The sequence below is a fragment of the Flavobacterium anhuiense genome (assembly GCF_001705175.1).
Taxonomy (GTDB): Bacteria; Bacteroidota; Bacteroidia; order Flavobacteriales; family Flavobacteriaceae; genus Flavobacterium; species Flavobacterium anhuiense.
Window position 1 is genome coordinate 3471089 of record NZ_CP016907.1, and the last position, 21468, is coordinate 3492556.

Genomic DNA, 21468 nt, shown 5'->3' on the forward strand with positions numbered 1-21468 from the left:
AAAACATACTTTTAAATGAACTTATATCACTTATATGGTTTTGAAAATTAGAAATTCGGACTTAAATCGTACTTTTTGTAGAATTTATCCAATGCTTCTACAACTTCGTCTTCTGTGTCTACGATTTTAAATAAATTTAAATCTTCAGGGCTTACGGTATGCATTTTTTCAACCAATACCGTTTTAACCCAGTCAATCAGGCCAGACCAGAATTCAACTCCAACTAAAATAATTGGGAACTTTCCAATTTTTTTAGTCTGAATCAAAGTGATGGCTTCAAACATTTCGTCTAAAGTTCCAAAACCTCCTGGCATTACCACAAACCCTTGAGAATATTTTACGAACATTACTTTTCTCACAAAGAAATAGTCGAAATTGAGGTTTTTATCGTGGTCAATATACGGGTTAAAATGCTGTTCAAACGGAAGTTCGATATTTAAACCAACCGAAGTTCCTCCACCTAAATGCGCACCTTTATTTCCAGCTTCCATAATTCCGGGACCACCTCCTGTAATCACACCGTAACCTGCTTTACTGATTTTATAAGCGATTTTTTCTGCCAATTGATAGTACTTGTCTTCTGGCTTTGTTCTTGCCGATCCAAAAATAGAAACGCAAGGACCAATACGTCCCATTGCTTCGTAACCATTTACAAACTCAGACATAATTTTAAAAATTGCCCAGCTGTCATTGGTTTTAATTTCATTCCACGTTTTTTGCTTTAAACGATCCTGAATTACTTTATCTTCATCATTATCAAAATCTTCTAATCTCATTTTAGGTATTTTAATTTATTATTTTATTTATGTCTTTTTTGTCATCCTGAGCGTAGTCGAAGGAAGGAGCTAGTTCCTGCTGTCCGCTATATCTTTTGTGCTGAACCCTAGCACAAAAGGATGCCGCTCCCATCAGGGCTAGGGCAGTTGGTTTCAAATAAACAATTGGTTTAATTTAAAGATCTTTCTTTAAAACTTTGAATTTTTTAGAAAAAGCGGATACTAAATTAACGCTTTTTTCTAGAATTGTTATAAAAAACAGGAATTATAATCCAAAAGTAATGTTGGGATAATAATCAAATTTAGTTTTTTGATTCATTATCAGGTGTTTGGTGCATGTAAAATCAGTAAGTTTTTTAGATCTAAATCTTTATGAAAGTTTAAGGACAAATATGTATAGAGTTTTGATAAAAGGTAAATTATAAAGTTGGTGTGCGCATTTTTGTCATTTCGACGAAGGAGAAATCTCCGCGAGAAGCTCGACAAAGATTGGGTTTTCGTTGCGGAGTTACTTGTGAAGATTTCTCCTTCGTCGAAATGACAAAGAATTGTGGTTGTTTTGTTTAAAAAAAAAACAAAATTCCACATACACTAGGTTTTTAAATATTTACAAAGATCACTCTTACTCTTACTCTAACTCTTTTTTCAAAAACTTAGCCGTATAACTCTTTTTATTCTGAGCCACTTCTTCTGGAGTTCCTTTGGCAACCAATTGTCCACCACCTTTTCCGCCTTCTGGACCAATATCAATAATGTAATCGGCAAGTTTGATAACATCCATATTATGTTCGATGACAAGAATGGTATTGCCTTTATCAACCAATTTATTGATTACTTCCATCAAAACGCGAATGTCTTCAAAATGCAATCCAGTTGTAGGTTCGTCAAGAATATAAAATGTATTTCCAGTATCTTTTTTAGACAATTCTCCTGCTAGTTTTATACGTTGCGCTTCACCGCCAGAAAGCGTTGTGCTTTGTTGTCCAAGTGTAATGTAACCTAAACCAACATCTTGAATTGTTTTGATTTTTCTGTGAATTTTTGGAATGTTTTCAAAGAAAGGAACCGCTTCATCAACCGTCATATCCAAAACATCAGAAATAGATTTTCCTTTGTATCTGATTTCTAAAGTTTCTCTGTTGAAACGTTTTCCTTGACAAGTCTCGCATTCTACGTAAACATCTGGCAAAAAGTTCATTTCGATTGTTCTAACACCAGAACCTTCGCAGGTTTCGCAACGTCCTCCTTTTACGTTAAAACTAAAGCGTCCCGCTTTGTAACCACGAATCATACTTTCAGAAGTCATGGTAAACAGATTTCTAATTTCAGTAAAAACTTCCGTATACGTTGCCGGATTAGAACGTGGTGTTCTACCAATCGGACTTTGGTCAATGTCAATTACTTTGTCGATATGTTCTAAACCTTCAATCTTTTTATACGGTTGCGGTTTTTTTACGCCATTAAAATAATGTGCATTTAGAATCGGATAAAGCGTCTCATTAATCAAAGTCGATTTTCCGCTTCCAGAAACACCCGTTACGCAGATTAACTGTCCTAACGGAATTTCAATAGAAACGTTTTTAAGATTGTTTCCAGTTGCTCCAGTAAGTTTTAAAAATTTACCATTTCCTTTTCTTCTTTTCTTCGGAATGTCGAATTTCATTTTGCCGTTCAAATATTGAGCAGTAATTGTATTTGATGCTAATGTTTCTTTCGGAGTTCCTGTGCTGATGATTTGTCCACCATATTTTCCCGCTTTTGGACCAATATCAATTACATAATCGGCGGTTTCAATCATGTCTTTATCGTGTTCTACCACAATAACCGAATTTCCGATATCACGTAATTGCTCTAGCGACTGAATTAATTTTTCATTATCTCTTTGGTGGAGGCCAATACTTGGTTCATCCAAAATATAAAGAACACCCACCAATTGCGAACCAATTTGTGTCGCCAAACGAATACGTTGTGCTTCACCACCAGAAAGCGATTTTGAACTTCGGCTTAAAGCCAAATAATTCAAACCAACATTCATAAGGAAGTTCAAGCGGTCTTTTATTTCTTTTACAACTTCAGAAGCAATTAAAAGCTGTTTGTCTGTCAGATGGTTTTCTAAATCTAAAAACCATGCAGTCAAATCTGAAATATCCATATCACACAATTCGGTGATATTTTTTTCATTTACTCTAAAAAACAAAGCTTCTTTTTTAAGACGTGAACCTTCACAAACAGGACAGTTAATTTCGTCCATAAAATCTTTTGCCCAACGTTTTATAGTTGTTGTGGCACTTTCGTCATATTGATTTTTAATGAAATTAGAAATTCCTTCAAAATCAATTTTATATTCTCTTGTAACGCCAAGATCTTTTGAGTTGATAGAGAATTTATCTTTCCCGCCATACAAAATCATTTGCATGGCTTCTTCTGGAATTTTCTCAATGGGATCAGTTATTTTAAATCCGAATTTTTCCCCGATGGTTTCCAATTGCTTGAAAATCCATGAAGATTTATATTCGCCCAGAGGCGCAAGACCACCTGCTTTTATTGATAATTTCGGATTCGGAATAATCTTTTTGACGTTGATTTCGTGCACAGTTCCCAATCCGTTGCAATGAGGACAAGCTCCTTTTGGAGAGTTGAACGAAAATAAATTCGGCTCTGGATTCTGATACGAAATTCCTGTTGTAGGACACATTAAGTTTCTACTGAAATAACGTACTTCATTAGAATCCTGATCCAAAATCATCAAAACATCTTCACCGTGATGCATGGCTGTATTGATGCTTTCTGATAATCTTTTTTGCGTATCAGGATTATCTTCAATGACCATTCTGTCTACAACAATCTCGATATCGTGAGTTTTGTAACGATCCAATTTCATTCCTGCAACCAAATCTTGAACTTCGCCGTTTACACGAACCTTCAAGAATCCTTGTTTGGTAATCTGCTGGAATAATTCGGCATAATGCCCTTTTCTGGCCTTAATAACTGGCGCGAGAATATTAATGCGTTTTCCTTTATAATCCTGAATAATCAAATCTTTAATCTGTTCATCAGAGTACGAAACCATTTTTTCGCCTGTGTTGTAACTGTAGGCATCTGCACCACGTGCATATAGAAGTCTCAGAAAATCGTAAATTTCGGTAATCGTTCCAACTGTAGAACGTGGACTTTTACTGGTAGTTTTTTGTTCAATTGCGATTACAGGAGAAAGTCCGTCAATTTTGTCTACATCAGGACGCTCTAAACTGCCAAGGAATTGTCTTGCGTAAGCTGAAAAAGTTTCAACATAACGACGCTGACCTTCAGCGTAAATCGTGTCAAATGCTAACGAAGATTTTCCCGAACCTGATAAACCAGTAATGACAACCAGTTTTTCACGCGGAATAGATATATCGATATTTTTTAGATTATGAACTCTTGCACCAAGAACTTCAATAGTATTGTCTTTATCTAACATAATTTTGAGCAAAACGCAAAGTTACCACTTTGATTTGTTCTTTTAGTGCTCGATAGCAAAAGTTTATGTTACAAATAATAACAAAAAACGCTGATATAAAATCAGCGTTTTCTTTTTCGGGTTGCCATATAGTTTTCGATGGCTTCTTTGGTGGTATACCAGTTTCTGCCTTCTTTGTAAGCATCTATTTTTCCTGTTCTGGCCAATAAACTTACATATTCTTGGCCGTATGGGGTGTCAGGCTCACTAACAATGTTTTGAATAGATTGATAATCATAATTGCTTCCAGGCATTGCGCCTAGATAAATATTGAGCGTTCTTTCGAGTGCTTGGCACATTAAAAGTGTCAATTTTTGATAATTGCCATTATTAGCTTGATTAAGCGCTTCGTAATATTTCTTGCGATCATTTTTTAAAATAATGGCAGGAGGAAAACCGCAACGCATCAATAATAAATTCATGCTCAAACGAACGGTGCGACCATTTCCATCAAAAAAAGGATGAATCCAGACTAGTTTATGATGGTAAATTGTTGCCAATTCTATATCGTTTAAACCTAAAGGATTTGTATTGATAAACTCAATTAATTCGTCTAAATAATCTGAAACTTTATTGGCATTTGGTGGCATAAAATTAGCTCCTGAAATTCGGACACCTCCATTACGAATTCTTCCTGCAAAATCTTCTTCGATAGAGCGCATTACTAAACCGTGGATAGATAAAATGTCAATACTTCGTAGCTTATAATTCTCATCGACAATTGAGTAGAGATAATCAATAGCTTTGTCGTGATTATGAGTTTCAAAATGTTCGCGAAGCGATTTCCCTTTAATGGTTATTCCTTCTTGAATAACCATTTGGGTTTCTCTCAGGCTAAGTGTATTTCCTTCAATACTATTAGAGTTATAAGTCCATTCGAGAGAAAGACTTTCTCGTATTTTATTCAAAGCAATATTAGGCAATGGTCTGCTGTTTTGCAGTTCTTGCCTTTTTTGATACAATCGATCAAAGGTTGATTGAAATTCTTCTCTGTATGTTAGGTCAATATTAAACATAATCCTACAAAGGTACTTTTTAATATCGGATAAATAAAATTTTTAGCGTATCCGATATTAAGCTTATTCAATTGTCATTGAACGGAGTTTTGTTCTATAAGCTTCTAGTGCTATTGATTTGGAAATAAATCCGTGGTATTTCCCGTCTCTTAAAACAGGAAGGAATGCAGATTTTGTGGTTTCAAATTTACGCATTACAATTTCCATGCTGTCGAGTGTAGAGATTGTTGCAGCAGGCGCTTTCATTACGTCTCTGATAAAGGTGTATTTTACACGGTAAGAATTAAAAATAATTTCTCGTATATCATTAAAATGAACAACTCCAACTAGATCTTTCTCTTGATTTACCACTGCAAAAACAACCTGGTTCGAATGCGAAATAAGATCAACCAATTTAGTTAGATTTTCATCTGGATGCACTGTCAGATAATCGCATTGAATAATCGAGTCGATATCTAAAGTCGATAAAATGTTTGAATCTTTGTTGCTTGTAAAGGCATGTCCTTTCTTTGCTAAACCTTTTACGTCAAGTGAATATTTTTCGTAACGTTTAGAAATGGCAAAACTGATAGAAGAAACAATCATCAGCGGAATCATTAATCCATAACCTCCTGTGATTTCTGCAATTAGGAAGATGGCAGTTAGAGGTGCATGAAATAAACCGCTCAGAATTCCAGCCATTCCAACCATTGTAAAATTACTGATAGGAAGTTTAGATAAACCTACCATGCTTACAAGTTTAGAAAAGAAGTAGCCTAGATAAGAGCCTAAGAATAGAGAAGGAGCAAAGTTTCCTCCGTTTCCACCGCTTCCAATAGTTAATCCAGAAGCAAATACTTTAACCATCATGGTAGCGCCAATAAATAAAAGCAAAACCCACTGATTATTTCTAAAATCGGCAAATAAAGTATTGTCCAACAATTTTCCAGGATCGGTTTCAGATAAAGTTTTAATGCTTTCGTATCCCTCACCAAATAGGGTTGGGAAAATAAAAATTAATAACGCCAATAACGATGAGCCAATTAAAGCTTTTTTATAAGGGTTAATTTGCTGTTTGGCAAAATAATGCTCCACTCTTTGAAAGTTTCTCGAGTAATAGATGGCAACTAGTCCGGTTAAAACTCCCAAAATAACGTAAAACGGAATATTGTGGTAATCAAAAGTTTCTTGTTTTTTAAAGCTCAAAAGAATGCTTTCGTCCAAAACGATGGCAGAAACCAAAGCGCCCGTTGCTGCAGAAATCATAATAGGCGTAAAAGCAGAAATGCTGACGTCTACCAATAAAACCTCAATAGCAAAAAGAACACCAGCAATTGGAGCGTTAAAAGCAGCCGCAATTCCAGCAGCTACACCACATCCAATCAGCAAAGTTCTATCCTTATACTGCATCTTATAATTCTGGGCATAATTTGAACCAAAAGCAGCTCCTGTAATTACGATCGGACTTTCTAAACCTGCAGAACCTCCCAAACCAACTGTCAACGAACTTGTCACAATTTGAGCATACATCTGCTTTCTAGGAATAATACTGGCTTTTTTCGCAACTGCATAAAGTATTTGAGAAGTTCCTTTTTGAATACTTCCGTTAAGAACTTTATTTACTACAAAAACAGTTAATGTAATACCTATAATAGGCAGAATACTGTTAATGAAACTCAATTTCAGGATTCCATTAATGTATGTTGCAAATGAGAATACACTATGCGCGAAAGTTTTAAGTACGATAACGGCAAGGGAACAAGATATTCCGATAAGAACGCTCGACAAAAAAAGAAACTGCTTTGGAGTCATTAAGGATTGTGCCAAAGCAATAATGCTTTCGAGTCTTCTGAAATATTTTTTTAGCATTCTGTTTTAAAATTATCGTTCTTACAAAATTAGTTCATAATGTTAGATTAAAAAAATAAAAACGGAGAACTATTAAAAACCAACGGCTTTATCATCGCCTCTAAAATCAGCTCCGCCTTCTAGATTTTTGTTTGGTAGAACCAAAATAGCATCAACTTTTCCGATGATAGGAGTTGGTTTTTCGTTGATGATATAGTTTTTTGCTTTAAGCTGATCAATTGTTTTTTTTTCAAAAGTATTGGGCTCGAAAGTAATTAAATCTGGCAGCCATTGGTGATGAAAACGTGGAGCATTAACAGCTTCTTGCATGCTTAGATTATATTCGTAAACATTTAGAATTGTCTGTAAAACAGAAGTAATGATTGTTGAACCTCCTGGAGTACCTACCACCATAAACAGTTTTCCGTCTTTTTCTACAATGGTTGGCGTCATAGAACTTAACATTCGTTTTTGCGGAGCAATGCTGTTGGCTTCATTTCCAACTAATCCAAACATGTTTGGAGAACCTGGTTTTGCACTAAAATCGTCCATTTCATTATTTAAAAAGAAACCTAATTCGTCGCAATAATATTTTGATCCATAACCGTCATTTAGTGTTGTAGTAGCCGCAATTGCATTCCCGAATTGATCTACAATGGAATAATGTGTAGTTTCTGTGCTTTCGGCATAATCCACTTTTCCTTCTTTTATTTCGCTTGATAAAGTCGCTTTTTCTGGATTAAAATTAGCCATTCTTTCACGAAGGTAATTTTCATCTAATAATTCTTTCATCGGAATTTTGACAAAATCTGGATCACCCAAAAAGTAGCTTCTGTCTGCATAAGCTCTTCTTTCAGCCTCAACAATAACCTGAATGGCATCTGGCGAATTATGCCCCATTTTGGCTAAATCATACGGCTCAAGCATTTTTAAGATTTGAGCAAGACAGATTCCGCCACTGCTTGGAGGAGCCATTGAGGTAATTTTTAAACCTTTATAAGTAAACTGCAATGGTTTTCTCCATTTGGCTTCGTATTTCGCTAAATCCTGCATCGTGATAATGCCTCCTTTTTCCTTTAGATAATTGACTAGGATTTTTGCAGTTTCTCCTTTATAAAATTCGTTTCTTCCTTTTTTCTGGATTCTTCTTAAAGTTTTGGCTAATGCTGGATATTTGATGGTATCGTTTTCTTTAAAATTGCCAGATAAAAGCGAATTTTCTCCATTTATTTTTACAATGCTTTCGTGATAATCTTTTAAGCTTTTTTCTTGTTTTTTAGTCACTACAACACCTCTTTCTGCTAAAGCGATTACAGGTTCAAGGATTTTAGAAATCGGCATTGTGCCATATTTTTTATGAACCGCAAAAACGCCTGCAATTGTGCCTGGAACACCAATGGCAAGTGCTGTCTGGGTGCTTTTTCCTTTTATTACATTTCCCTCGCTATCCAAAAACATATCTTTTGTAGCAGCCAACGGAGCTTTTTCTCTATAATCCAAAGAACCAACCTCGCCATTGGCTTTTCTATACACCATAAATCCGCCGCCGCCGATATTTCCTGCAAACGGAAAAGCAACTGCAAGTGCCAACTCGGTTCCTACCATGGCGTCAAAAGCATTTCCGCCTTTTTTCATAATATCAGAACCTATTTTTGAGGCTTCTTCGCGGGCAGAAACCACCATAGCTTTTGTAACAACCAATCCAGTCGGATTTGGTGTTGCCTGTTGCGCATTGCTATTGCTTATATATAAAAGTGCTATTAAAAATGTAATTTTTTTCATGTTCAATAAAATTAAATTGGACTTAAAGAGAAAGTAATTTTCCTTTTGCTTGTTCTCTAATTTCTTCAAAGAAGAGTGTGAATTCTTCTTCAAATTCATCATAAAATTCAGTAAGCTCTTCGACAGCGAACTGCATTTGAGAAACATTTTTGGATCTTCTGTCCATTTGGGTTAATATATGTTGAATTCCTTCGGTTGTGCGATAACTTACAAGCCAGTTTCTTTCAATCATATATGGCATTAAGCCTTGAGTTTTTTCAGTTAAAATTTCATAATTATCGTGAAGCGAATGATAAAATCGATTTACAAAAAGTTCTAATTTTTCATCTGAATATTTTTCCCAGTTTTTGGCTAGAAAATGATCGTAAACAATATCTACAATAACCCCGGCATAATGGTGATATCTCTCATGGAGGCGTTTGGTGCTTTTCCTAAAAATATCATGAGAATCAGTATAAGTATCAATGAATCGATGGAGTAAAATTCCTTTTTGAACATCTTCAGGAAAATGCTCAAACTGTTTTCCGCGAATTCCGTCTGCCATAAAATTCCCGATTTTAATTAAATCATTGTCTCCAGAAAGATATATATGGGCTAAGAAATTCATTTTTTTATAAGTTTCTAAGAATCGAAGTTTTTTAAGATTCTGAGTTATTTTAGTAAATGTATAAAAACTTTTTTAAATCATTTTGTTATAAAAATAACGAGATGCAAGTAGTTTCCTATAGGTTAAATTTAAAATCTTAGAATCTTAGCAACTTAGTATCTCAGCAACTTTTTATATAAAGTTGCTGAGATACTAAGATACTAAGTTACTAAGTTTTTTGCATGAGTGCTATTTGTTGGGTTTGTACGATTTAGTTTATTGTTCTTTCATATAGGTACGATTAGTGATATATGCTGAAATCTAGTTATTTCAGTATTTTTTTGGTTTTTCCGCAATGATTGGAGAAACTTAGAATCTTAGCAACTTAGTATCTCAGCAACTTTTTTATATTTGTAAAAAAATAACCCTAACTCACAAAAATGACTCTAATAAAATCTATTTCTGGAATCCGTGGGACGATCGGAGGAAAAGTGGGAGATAATCTAACTCCTGTTGATGCAGTAAAATTTGCATCCGCTTACGGAACTTTCTTGAAAAATAATATTGCGAAAGATAAATTGACAGTTGTAATTGGCCGTGATGCGAGAATCTCTGGACCAATAATTCATAATTTAGTAGTGAATACTTTAATTGGTTTAGGAATCGATGTTATTGATCTTGGACTTTCTACAACGCCAACTGTTGAAGTGGCTGTTCCTTTGGAAAAAGCTGACGGTGGAATTATTTTAACAGCTTCTCACAATCCAAAACAATGGAATGCTTTAAAATTATTAAATGCTAAAGGTGAATTTTTAAGCGGAGCTGATGGAGCAAAAATTCTTGAAATTGCAGAAGCAGAAGCTTTTGATTTTTCTGATGTGGATAGTTTAGGTGAAGTTATTTCTAATGACGCTTACATGGATATTCATATTGATGAAGTTTTAAACTTGCCATTGGTAGATATCGAAGTAGTAAAAGAAGCTAAATTTAAAGTGGTTGTTGATGGTGTAAATTCTTCAGGAGGAATTATTATTCCGAAACTTCTAAAATTAATGGGAGTTGAAGTAGTAGAATTGTACTGTGAACCAAACGGACATTTCCCTCATAACCCAGAACCTTTAAAAGAGCATTTAACTGATATTTCGGAATTGGTAGTAAAAGAAAAAGCTGATTTTGGTATCGTAGTAGATCCAGATGTAGATCGTTTGGCTTTTATCAGCGAAGACGGTGAAATGTTTGGTGAAGAATATACTTTGGTTGCTGTTGCTGATTATGTTTTAAGTAAAACTCCAGGGAATACAGTTTCTAATATGTCATCTTCTCGTGCTTTAAGAGATGTTACTAAAGCTCATGGAGGAAGCTACGAAGCCAGTGCAGTAGGAGAGGTAAACGTGGTAGAATTGATGAAGAAAAATAATGCTGTAATTGGTGGTGAAGGAAACGGCGGAATTATCTACCCTGAATTGCACTACGGAAGAGACAGTTTGGTTGGAGTTGCTTTGTTCTTGACGCATTTGGCAAACAAAAAAATGGCAGTTTCTGCTTTGAGAGCTTCTTATCCAGAATACTACATGAGTAAAAATAAAATCGAATTGACGCCACAAATTGATGTTGATGCGATTTTAACCCAAATGACTGAGAAATATAAAAACGAAGATATTTCGACAATTGACGGTGTGAAAATTGATTTTGCAACAGAATGGGTTCATTTAAGAAAATCAAATACAGAACCAATTATTCGTATTTATACTGAGGCGCCTTCTCAAGCAGCTGCAGATCAATTGGCACTTCGAATTATTGATGAAATTAAAGTAATTGCTGGAATTTAAGATTTTCAGTTTTTAAAATAAAAAAAGCTCTTTAGATTTGTCTAAAGAGCTTTTTGTTTAGTCAAAACTAATTCATTCCGTTAGGAATGAATTAGTTCTTAATTATTTTAATCGATTTTTTAATGTTTCCATACGAAGCGTTTACAATATAAACTCCTTTTGGGAGCTTGTCTCCAATTTTAATATCTTCATTCGTAAAATAATCTGCAGAAGAAAAACAGACATCTCCTTTCATATCAATTATTTTGATCGTTAAAGGTTTAGTAGTATTTGATTTAATATGTAAAGTGGCTTGCGTTTTTACAGGATTTGGATAAATCGTAAAACTGTCTTTTTCAAGCTCATTATCATTAACGCCAAGATTGGCAACGGCAAAATCGATAAAATTAAAATTAAAATCATTTGATTTGAATTTGATTTTCAAATACACCTCGCCTTTTGGTAAAAAAACATCATTTACCGTTTTATTAGCAAAAGTCTGCCAGTCACCTGTTGGTGGAAAGGTTTCATCGGCTTTTACCACAACATCATTTACTAGAATGTCAAATTTGCCTGTCAATACGGGAGAAGCCACTCTAAAAGTCAAATTGTAGGTTCCAGCATTGGCAACATTCAGCATAAATTCGTTCCAGTCTCCTTCATTGATGAAACAAACATTTTGCCCCGTTCCAGAATCTGTTGTTGCCTGTAAACCAGTTCCTTTTCTTCTGTAATGTTTATTGGCAGTAACGCGACCTGGTATATTCATTTTTTTTGCTGTGTAAGGAACATTAATATATTCAGTTCCAATTGGTCTTAGGACACCACTTGTACCACTTAACAATTGTCCTTCTAACATATCGGTCCAAGTTGGATTTACTCTTCCGGTAAACCATGAATAGCGAAAAATATCTGGATCATTTTCATAGCTGGTTAAAATTTGTTTCATGAAAGCTGTTTTTTCATCAGCGGTCTGTATAACTCTATTGGCAAACTCCGTAATCCAAAGCGGGCGATTGAATTGTTTTAAAATTCCTGTTACTCCAATCACAGATCCAGCAGTGGCATCATAAGTATGAAAAGCGATATAATCTACTTTACAGTTGGGGCATAATTGGAAAAACTGATTGTGCCAAACAACAGGGTCAGAAATTCCTCCGTAATTATTGGGGCCATTATAAGCAGGTGAGGCACTTACAATTTCTAAATTTTTTGCGGCAGCAATTTTTTCGATATTTGCCCATGCAGTTACTGCCTCTTGTGGTGTTAATCTTGCACCGTCGGTAAAATTAGGTTCATTAAACGCCAAAAGATATTTGGCTCCAGGTTTTATTTTATTGATGAAAGTTTGTACGTCATTGTCGCTGATTTTTCCCCATGCCATTGGGACAAATTCAACTCCAAGAGATTCATAATTGGCTTTTAAATCGGCATCAGGTTCTGGCGACCAGTTGTACCACCAAGAAAGGCCTGGTTTTAAAGCTTGCATGTCGGCTTGGGAGTGGTATCCGTAAGCAATTCCTCGTTTTGGACTTTGAGCGAAGACAGAAAAAAAGAGAAAAGATACTAAAAATGAAAAAAATAGTTTTTGGATCATGGTTAATGATTTTTGGTTCTTTTTAGATATTGGAGAAGAACCAAATTTAAATGGTTTCCTTTTTTTATCCATTCAAAAAAATCATTACAAAAACACATCAAATTAGATAAAGAGAACGTATTTAGATATTTATTATTCAGTTTTAAAAGAAAAAGCCCGAAAAGCAAATGCTGTTTTTCGGACCTTCCATTTAAATTATTTTCTAAATATCATTCAATACGGTGTTTCCATCTTTTGTGTGTCCACAAATAAAATTCCGGAGCTTCTAGAATCTGTTTTTCCACTTCTTTTAAATACATTTCGGTGATTTTGAAATTTTCAAATTCTTTCGGATTATCTGCAAGCGAAATAAATGTAGCCTCATAATAACCTCTTTTGACTTTTTTAACCTGCACAAATATCACAGCCAAATCATATTTTTTAGCTAGTGTTTCTGCGCCAGTATGTACAGGAACTTCAACTCCCATAAATTTCATCGAATGAAAAATCCTTTCCATTTTTGGTGACTGGTCACTTGCTAAACCGTACATGCTCAAAATTCCTTCACGCTGGTTTTTTGCCATTGTCGGAATCGCTTTTCGGGTTTCTATCATTTCGGTGTTGTATTTAGAGCGAATTTTTCTAACTAATTTATCAAAATAAGGATTGGCTAGTCTTTTGTAAACCGCAACTCCTTGAAAACCAAGTTTAGGATTTATGGTTAAAAGCCACTCATAACTTGCATAATGTGAAGCTACCAAAATCACGCTTTTTCCCTTTTTAGCATAATCGCGAACAAGATCAATATTGGTTACATGAAATCTTCTTTCCATTTCTTCAGGAGACATGCTCATGGTTTTAATCATCTCCAGGAACATATCACACATATGCTTGTAGAATTTCTTTTCTACAACTTTTCTTTCTGCATCGCTCAAATGAGGCAAAGTAAGCGCCAGATTTTCGCGCACTACTTTTTTACGGTATCCAATAACTTTATATACTAAAAAATATACAAAATCTGAGAATAGGTAAAATACAGGAAAGGGAAGTATAGAGATGAGCCAAAGTAAAGGGTAGGCTAAAATATAAACAAGAAATTGCATGTAAATTTTTTTTACAAAGATAAATTAAAAATGATTAGCGATTGATATTTTGCTTTCTTGCTAACTTATCTTTAAGAATGATTATATTTACCATTCACAATAATTATTATTTATGAATATTATTTTAATAGCGATTATCGTTGCGAACGTTGTTATTAGTTACAAAGGTTTTAACGATCTTTATTTTTTTAGAAAATACGAGTTTCATGTAGGAAGCATTCGTTCTGGCGAGCAAATCAGAATGCTGTCTTCTGGCTTTCTGCATGTTGATATGATGCATTTGATTTTTAATATGCTGACTTTGTATTTTTTTGCTCCTGTAGTTCTAGGCTGGCTTGGTAATTTTTCTTTTATCTTGGTCTATTTTGGAAGTTTAATTTTCGGAAGCCTTCTTACTATGCTCTTTCATAAGAACGATTATAGTTATAGAGCCGTTGGAGCATCTGGCGCTGTTACTGGAGTTTTATATTCGGCAATATTATTGCAGCCTGACATGATGCTTGGAATATTTTATGTCATTCCGATGCCGGCTTATCTTTTCGGAATTTTGTATTTATTGTACTCAATTTATGGAATGAAGGCCAAAAATGACAATATTGGGCATACGGCACACTTTGGAGGTGCTATAGGCGGTTATTTAATTACCTTGATAAAAATGCCATCATTATTTACAGACCATACATTGATGGTAATTCTGCTTGCAATTCCGATTTTGATACTTTTTGGAATGGCAAAATTGGGAAAACTGTAAGCTTGGCACAACTTTTGGAATGCTCTTGTCAAACATTAAAATTTAACAAAAATGAAAAAACTAGTATTATTTTTAACAATCATGTTTATGACTATGTCTTACGGCCAAGAAATCAAACAAATACCTTTAATTAATGTTAATGGAGAAGGAAAAGTAAAAGTAGCACCTGATCAGGTTTGTATTTCAGCTTCGGTTGAAACAAAAGGGAATAATGCTAAAGATGTTAAAAAACAAAATGATGAAAAGATGGATGCTGTTTTAAAATTCATCAAAAAAATGAATATTCCAACGGCAGATTTCAAAACAAAACAAGTAGCTCTTAATCCGCAGTACGATTATGAGAAAAAGAAAACTTCTTATAACGCTACACAAACTGTAGAAATCGTGGTAAAAGATTTGACTAAGTATGATGAATTAATGGAAGGTTTGGTTCAGCAAGGAATCAATAGAATCGACAGAGTTTCTTTTGAATCATCTAAATTAGCGCAATATGAGTCTGAAGCTAGAAAATTAGCGATGAAAGATGCTAAAGTAAAAGCTGAAGAATACGTTTCTGTTTTAGGACAAAAAGTAGGTAAGGCATTTACAATCTCTGATAACTCTCAAGTTTACCGCCCACAGCCAATGTACGCTGCTATGAGAATGAAAGAAGCAGATGCAATGGGAGGAGCTTCAAACGAAACTTTAGCAATTGGAGAAATCGAAATTACAGCAAATGTTAGCGTCAGTTTTATGTTAGACTAAACGTTTCTAAAATTTCAAATAAAAAAATCCAAATTCCAATTTAAACTGGGATTTGGATTTTTTATTTTAGATTTTTTCCTAGAGGATTACACATAGTTTGTCCTCCTGAGCGGAGTCGAAGAATCTTGCGCAAAATCATTATTGTGTGCTCATCGATATGTGTCCTTCGACTCCGCTCAGGAGGACAAAAAATGAGAATTGGAATTTGGAATTTTCATATCGGAATTTAACCAAAAGTTTGGAATTTGGAATTTGAGTTTTGGAATTTAAACAGTCTTTAGCGGAAGCGTAAACCTAAATGTGCTTCCTTTTCCTTGTTCGCTTTCTACTGAAATTTCTCCTTTATGAATGTTTACAAATTCTTTGCAGAGCAGCAATCCGAGTCCGCTTCCGAGTTCGTTTTCTGTGCCTTTCTGAAGTACTTTTCCGTTGATTTTAAATAACTTTTCTTTGATGTAATCAGGAACTCCGATTCCGTTATCTGTAATAGAGATTTCTGCTTTCAGGTTAGTTTTTATCAGTTTTAGTTTAACTTCTCCATTCTTACCTGTAAATTTAATGGCATTGCTCAGCAAATTACGTAAAATGGTACTAATCATATTTTTATCTACTTCTGCCTCAACCAAAAAAGCCGATTCAAATTTGATGTCTATATTTTTACTTAAAGCGACATTTCTGCTTAGTTCAATATTTTCCTCAATTAAAGCATTTAGCAATATATTTTTAGGATGAAAAGTAATCATTCCGGTTTGGACTTTAGACCATTCCAAAAGATTTTCGAGCAGCTTATAAATGTTTTTATTTGAGTCATGCAGCAGTTCTGATATTTCTTTTATTTCTTCACGGCTGTACTGTTCTATATTTTCCAGCAAAATTTCGGAAAGAGAAACCGATGATCCTAAAGGCCCTCTTAAATCATGTGAAATAATAGAGAAAAATTGGTTTTTGTCATTCAAAAGCTTTTTGATTTTATGATCCTGTCTTTCTTTTACCAAAAGCAAAAAGCCAACAATTCCGATCAAAGTAAGAAGAAACAAACAGATGCTGTATAAACTATCAAAAGTATTGTTGGAAATAATAAGATTTTGAGGATATAAGTATCGGTGAATTGTTCGTATGACAATTAGAATTTCAAATCCTGTGTAGCACAAAACATAAAAAGTCTTGAAAAAGCTTTTTTCTTTTTCTGTGAAATAAATGATTGTAGGCAATAAATAAATAGCAAAAATACCAATCCCCCCAAGGATAACACGGGTATTCATTGAGGCATAAAAAAGCGTCGAAATATTAAAAAGCAATATCGCAACCGCTGTAATAGCTATCTGAATTTGAAATTGCCTTTTTGCATGTGCTTTAATGAGCGATAACATGGCAAGGGTTTCGAAGCAGCAGGCGCCAAAGATCATTGAATTGGCAATATTGATGGAAGCAAAGTCGGGAATAATATTTCGTAAAAGAGCCAATATCCAAGCAAGAGTCAGTATTAATTTACCTAAACCGAACCATTTTAATATTTTTCTATTATCGCTAGTAGCGTACGAAAAAGAAAAACTGAATATAAGGATGCAGGTAAAAAAATTACCCCAGAAATAAAGCAGAAAAATGGTTTTTGGATCTACTGGTAAAAATTCAAACATTAAAAGGATTTTGCTTTTTTGAAATCGATTTTACAAATATACAAATAAAGTAAACATTCAAACCTGAGTTGGCGCTTCATGAGCCGTGTTCCAGCATATTTAACAATTAGTTTTCTTTAGAATCAGTACTGCTTTTTTAAATTTACATACTGTTAAATTATTAAAAAAGGGCACAAATAAAAAGAAAGAATTAAATTACATGTTGATTGATTTCTTAGCTTTGTAAAAAGTACCACAAAACTCTTTGTTATGCCACTAATTGAACATTCAGAATATGATTCTCCTTCGATTATTCATCGCAACAGGCATATTTCTACCATATATGCTGCCTTGATTAAAAAGTTTGAAGTGCCTGAATATACAAGAGAAAAGCATGAATTGAATGACGGAGATTTTATCAACATCGATTATATTTTAAATGGCTCAAAAAAAGCAGTTATTTTATGTCACGGTTTAGAAGGTGATTCGCGAAGAACATATAATAACAGTTGCGCAGCCTATTTTTTGCAGAAAGGTTTTTCGGTTTTTGCTTGGAACAACCGCACTTGTGGAGGAGAAATGAATCGACTTCCAAGATTGTACCATCATGGAGCAGTTGACGATCTTGACGAAGTGGTTCGGTTTGCTTTGAAAAAAGGAATTGAAGATATTTATTTGATAGGATATTCGATGGGTGGCGTTCAATTGCTTAATTATTTGGGCTGGACAAAAATCGATCAGCGCATAAAAGCTGCAGTTTCTATTTCGGTGCCAACACATATTGCTACTAGCGCAGAAGTGCTTAAGCAAGGTTTTAATAGAGTGTATCTAAAGAATTTTACCATTGATATTAAAAAGAAACTGAAATATAAAGCGGCACAATTTCCTGATTTCATCAACCGTGATCAGATTGATAATATTTCTTCTTTTGACGAAGTAGATCAATATTTTACAGCGCCGCTTCATGGTTTTGCGAGCCGTGACGATTATTACGAACGTGTTTCTCCAGAGTTTTCTCTTAAAGATATTACAATTCCGGTTTTAATTATCAATTCGCTAGACGATCCATTTTTGGGCGAAAGATGTTACCCGAGAACGATTGCCAAAGACAGTGCATATGTGTATCTGGAAACACCTAAATATGGCGGACATTGTGCTTTTCCGCTACGTGATTCTGAATATTCATATGCTGAGAAAAGAGCTTTTGAGTTTTTTGAATCTTTCAGGTCTAACAATACTTTGGTTTAGAAATAAATTTTATTCATCGCCAGAATTCTCAATTTCAGAAGGCGCTTTTTTTCTAATGCTGGTATTCAGATAAAAAAACAATCGTATTGTGTGATTCATGTCGTACTGATATCCAGAGTATTTTTGCTGATAAACATTCATATAACCAAAATCGTAACTCCATTTCGGATTAATATTTTTTCTGATTCCGATAAAAAAGCGGTTTTGATCGAAAGTATTGTAAACGACTTCTTCTCCAAAATGCAACAGAATCTCATCTGAAAGAACCATTTGCGGCCACGATTTTTTATCAGAAATCCGGAAAGTATAACTCATCAGGTAACGAATTCTATTGGTAAAACGCCAATCACCGGTGGATTTGTCATTGACGATTTTTTCCTGCCAGCGCTGTTCATTTCTCAGACGCTGTAGAATGCTAACATTTCCAAATTTTGTATTCAACTGGGCCTGCTGGTAAATTCTATTTTCATCAGAAAAAGTATTCCAATCAGGATTTGATGGCGCTAACCACATGTGTGCATATCCTAGATTTAGTGAAATATTTGAATTTGGAATATAACTGATTCCGCCCCTTATAAAATAAAAACTGGGATAGGACACAAAATCATTCCGTCTGATATGAAAATCTCCAATCACTCCCCAGTGGTCGGCAAATTTGGTAACCGTATTTATAGAAACCCAAGTCTGAAGCTGCTGGTTAATTTCTTTTTCCTGCGCTTGCCCAAATGCATTTAAGGAAAGCAAGAAAATAAGGATTCTGATAAAATTGGTTTTCATAAAAAACACTTAGAAATTAGTAAAAAGTAAATTTCTGTAGAATCGGTTTACTGGCATTCGTTTGGTTAAGTAAAGATATTCTTTTTTAACGAGAAATTATATCGTTTATTTAAGTTTTAATTTGTTTTATATCAGTTGTTTATGTGTTTTATAAAAATTAAAATTTGTCTGTAAATTATTAAATATGAGTACTCCAGCACATGAAAAGAAAGATTCTACTAAAGTAGAAATGACTAAATTTTCTGAAATCATGATGACCAAAATTTTTTCCGGTTCTATTGCTAATCTTGATTGTCGAATTTATTGCCTGTAACGCATTTTATAAAAGTGGTTCGGCTTATTGTTCTAAAAGGAAGCGGTCTGCAAGAAGTGGGAAGTGAGCTTTTATACTTATTTATTTTTGCCATTGTCTTGAATTCATTGGCGATTTATAACTACAAAAAAACAAGTTAAATAAAATGGTACTCAAAAGCCATTAAAAACAAACCCCGTTTGAAAGTTTCAAACGGGGTTTTACTTTTATAAATTCCGATTCGGATCTGTTCCTGTTTCATCTCCTTCTAAATTCTCTCGAGTCAGTTCATCATCGTCAATGTCTTCCTCATCTTCCTCATCTTCGTCATCTTCAAATTCTTCATCGAATTCGTCGCCACTTGGACCATCATCATCAAGTTGCTGATTGTTGATTTCATCTTCGTCAAATTCGTTTCCGTAATCTGGCTCTGCAGTATCACTTATAGAATGATCTGCTGGCGGTGCATCAATATCGATATCATCATATTGATGTTCATCTTCATATCGGGTTTCGTCATCTTGAAAATATTGGTCTTCTGGACTGTAATTTTCTTTTTCATTTAAATTCATAGTGCTATTTTTAAGTTGTTATTAATTATTGTTTCATGTAAAAATAGCGTTAGCATGTACGTAAAATTTATATGACCTATCCTTTGCAATTATATAATTTACAGTTTGTTGCATTTTAAGTTTGTACTTTTCCCCATAATACTACTTGAGTTCTTTCTGCGTAGTGAATTTTATCAGGATATGTATTGATTATAAATTGCCCAGCCTCATACCAAATGTCTTGTATTTTGACGTTTAGATCCAAAAGTTCCCATTCTTTATGATGAATATCAAAACGGCAGATTTTGCCATTACACATTTCATATAACGAATGTCTTTCGGAGAGCCATAAATCTAAATCGGTTTTTTGAAGAGATGCTGTTTCCCCAATTTTAAAACCAAGAAGATGATTTTTCTTTACATTTTGAGAAGTAAGATGATTTCCTGAACGTTCAATTTCTGCTTTTTCATAAGGAAGTCCGATAAAAAGTCTAGAAAACAATACTTCGATTAATTTATTGGTTTCAATAGAAAATAAATAGATACCAGGAATTCCGTCTTTAATAACATATGTTCTAATATTAATTTCTTCAAAATTTGAAATGTAAGGCAAAGGAGGAAAGTATCGTAATCTCATATTTTTCACTTCAAAAGAAACAAGAGAAACCCATGCCATTGAAGAGTAAGTGTCTAGCTGTAAATCTTTAGGAATATATTTCTCCAAAAAATATACTGGGACTTCCCAATGAAAAAAAACAGTATGATGCCACTCCTGATAGTATTTCCATTTTCGTTCAGGCAAAGCATATTGTCTGTTTTCGGTAGAATTTAGTATTTGCTTTATTGAGGCCATTGAGATGATATTTTAAGTGATTTGTTTTATGGTAATCATGTAATAACGAGTGTTTTATAGTGTAAATAACTATGGTCTTTCTTTATAAAATTTGCAACGAGACATCACTAAAGTGTCTCATAAACAAATTGTTAATTTAAAATTGATTGTTATGAAAAATTTATTTTTAATTGGTTGTATGCTTTTGTGTTTTAGTTTTGCATCAGCTCAGGATACAATTCCGGGGAAGAAAAAATCTTCTCCAAAAACTGATACTGTTCATCATAAAAAGAATAAGCAGTATCCTTCAACACGAAAGACTGATACAGTCAACAAACAGCGTACTGATAAAAAGAAAGGAACTCCAAAGTCAACTAACCCGACTACTGTTCCGCCAACGAGAGACTCAATTAATGGCACAAGACCATAAAAGTTACTTCTCAATTTTATTGTAAATGATGAGGCCTGTTTTATTTAAAACGGGCCTTTGTTTTTTTCTAATTGATTCAAGATATCAAATTCAATTCTTTGTGATAAATATAAACTTACCATGCACACCGTTTTTTATATAATTTGTAATACTATGCTGCATGATTTTCATTTTCATTGGTTTTATCATATAAAATGTAGGTTTTCCATTTGCACATTCGAGACTGTATTTTGTAAGAGTAACTATTAATGATG

General features: G+C 34.0%; 17 protein-coding genes. 5 read left to right on the top strand and 12 right to left on the bottom strand.

The annotated features are described in order from the left end of the window. Positions 1–47: 47 nt before the first annotated feature. From BB050_RS15210 to BB050_RS15235, 6 genes are all read right to left on the bottom strand, one after another. Positions 48–776 carry an LOG family protein gene (locus BB050_RS15210; protein ID WP_066034126.1) on the bottom strand — a complete coding sequence of 243 codons (729 nt, stop codon included), beginning with the start codon at positions 774–776 and terminating at the stop codon, positions 48–50. 628 nt (positions 777–1404) lie between these two features. Continuing rightward, on the bottom strand, positions 1405–4236 hold the full coding sequence (uvrA, locus tag BB050_RS15215; protein ID WP_066034127.1) for an excinuclease ABC subunit UvrA: 2832 nt from the start codon (positions 4234–4236) through the stop codon (positions 1405–1407). A gap of 101 nt (positions 4237–4337) precedes the next feature. After that, the gene (locus tag BB050_RS15220) at positions 4338–5291 is read right to left on the bottom strand and encodes a Fic family protein (protein ID WP_066034128.1); all 954 of its coding nucleotides are present in this window, start codon (positions 5289–5291) and stop codon (positions 4338–4340) included. Between the two features lie 63 nt (positions 5292–5354). Continuing rightward, complete coding sequence (locus BB050_RS15225) at positions 5355–7139, bottom strand: chloride channel protein (protein ID WP_066034129.1); 1785 nt, start codon at positions 7137–7139, stop codon at positions 5355–5357. A gap of 72 nt (positions 7140–7211) precedes the next feature. Next, positions 7212–8900, bottom strand: a complete 1689-nt coding sequence (gene ggt, locus BB050_RS15230) for a gamma-glutamyltransferase (RefSeq protein ID WP_066034130.1) — start codon at positions 8898–8900, stop codon at positions 7212–7214. 22 nt (positions 8901–8922) lie between these two features. Beyond that, positions 8923–9507, bottom strand: a complete 585-nt coding sequence (locus BB050_RS15235; RefSeq protein WP_066034131.1) for an acyl carrier protein phosphodiesterase — start codon at positions 9505–9507, stop codon at positions 8923–8925. Between the two features lie 419 nt (positions 9508–9926). Between BB050_RS15235 and glmM the strand changes: the two genes are divergently transcribed. Further along, positions 9927–11315 (top strand): phosphoglucosamine mutase, encoded by a 1389-nt coding sequence (gene glmM, locus BB050_RS15240; protein WP_066034132.1) that lies wholly within the window; start codon positions 9927–9929, stop codon positions 11313–11315. A 91-nt stretch (positions 11316–11406) separates the two neighbouring features. Here glmM and BB050_RS15245 read toward each other — a convergent pair whose 3' ends face one another. Next, on the bottom strand, positions 11407–12891 hold the full coding sequence (locus BB050_RS15245) for a glycosyl hydrolase (protein WP_164085589.1): 1485 nt from the start codon (positions 12889–12891) through the stop codon (positions 11407–11409). A gap of 209 nt (positions 12892–13100) precedes the next feature. Continuing rightward, entirely contained in the window at positions 13101–13973 is an 873-nt protein-coding gene (locus BB050_RS15250; RefSeq protein ID WP_066034134.1) for a lysophospholipid acyltransferase family protein, read from the bottom strand. Positions 13974–14085: 112 nt separating this feature from the next. Between BB050_RS15250 and BB050_RS15255 the strand changes: the two genes are divergently transcribed. Beyond that, positions 14086–14724 (top strand): rhomboid family intramembrane serine protease, encoded by a 639-nt coding sequence (locus tag BB050_RS15255; protein WP_066034135.1) that lies wholly within the window; start codon positions 14086–14088, stop codon positions 14722–14724. Positions 14725–14775: 51 nt separating this feature from the next. Further along, positions 14776–15468, top strand: a complete 693-nt coding sequence (locus BB050_RS15260) for an SIMPL domain-containing protein (protein ID WP_066034136.1) — start codon at positions 14776–14778, stop codon at positions 15466–15468. 266 nt (positions 15469–15734) lie between these two features. Here the strand turns inward: BB050_RS15260 and BB050_RS15265 are convergent, their stop codons facing one another. Next, the gene (locus tag BB050_RS15265; protein ID WP_066034137.1) at positions 15735–17105 is read right to left on the bottom strand and encodes a sensor histidine kinase; all 1371 of its coding nucleotides are present in this window, start codon (positions 17103–17105) and stop codon (positions 15735–15737) included. A 249-nt stretch (positions 17106–17354) separates the two neighbouring features. On the opposite strand from BB050_RS15265, the gene BB050_RS15270 reads away from it, so the two are divergent. Continuing rightward, the gene (locus BB050_RS15270) at positions 17355–18332 is read left to right on the top strand and encodes a YheT family hydrolase (protein ID WP_008467874.1); all 978 of its coding nucleotides are present in this window, start codon (positions 17355–17357) and stop codon (positions 18330–18332) included. A 9-nt stretch (positions 18333–18341) separates the two neighbouring features. Here the strand turns inward: BB050_RS15270 and BB050_RS15275 are convergent, their stop codons facing one another. The 3 genes from BB050_RS15275 to BB050_RS15285 all read right to left on the bottom strand — a co-directional run bounded on the left by BB050_RS15275 (position 18342) and on the right by BB050_RS15285 (position 20805). After that, positions 18342–19109 carry a DUF2490 domain-containing protein gene (locus BB050_RS15275; RefSeq protein WP_066034138.1) on the bottom strand — a complete coding sequence of 256 codons (768 nt, stop codon included), beginning with the start codon at positions 19107–19109 and terminating at the stop codon, positions 18342–18344. 519 nt (positions 19110–19628) lie between these two features. Then, positions 19629–19973, bottom strand: a complete 345-nt coding sequence (locus BB050_RS15280) for a hypothetical protein (RefSeq protein WP_066034139.1) — start codon at positions 19971–19973, stop codon at positions 19629–19631. 115 nt (positions 19974–20088) lie between these two features. Beyond that, positions 20089–20805 carry a YqjF family protein gene (locus tag BB050_RS15285; RefSeq protein WP_066034140.1) on the bottom strand — a complete coding sequence of 239 codons (717 nt, stop codon included), beginning with the start codon at positions 20803–20805 and terminating at the stop codon, positions 20089–20091. Positions 20806–20956: 151 nt separating this feature from the next. On the opposite strand from BB050_RS15285, the gene BB050_RS15290 reads away from it, so the two are divergent. Then, positions 20957–21214: a hypothetical protein gene (locus tag BB050_RS15290; protein ID WP_008467867.1), complete on the top strand. Its 258-nt coding sequence runs from the start codon at positions 20957–20959 to the stop codon at positions 21212–21214. The last annotated feature ends 254 nt before the right edge of the window (positions 21215–21468 follow it).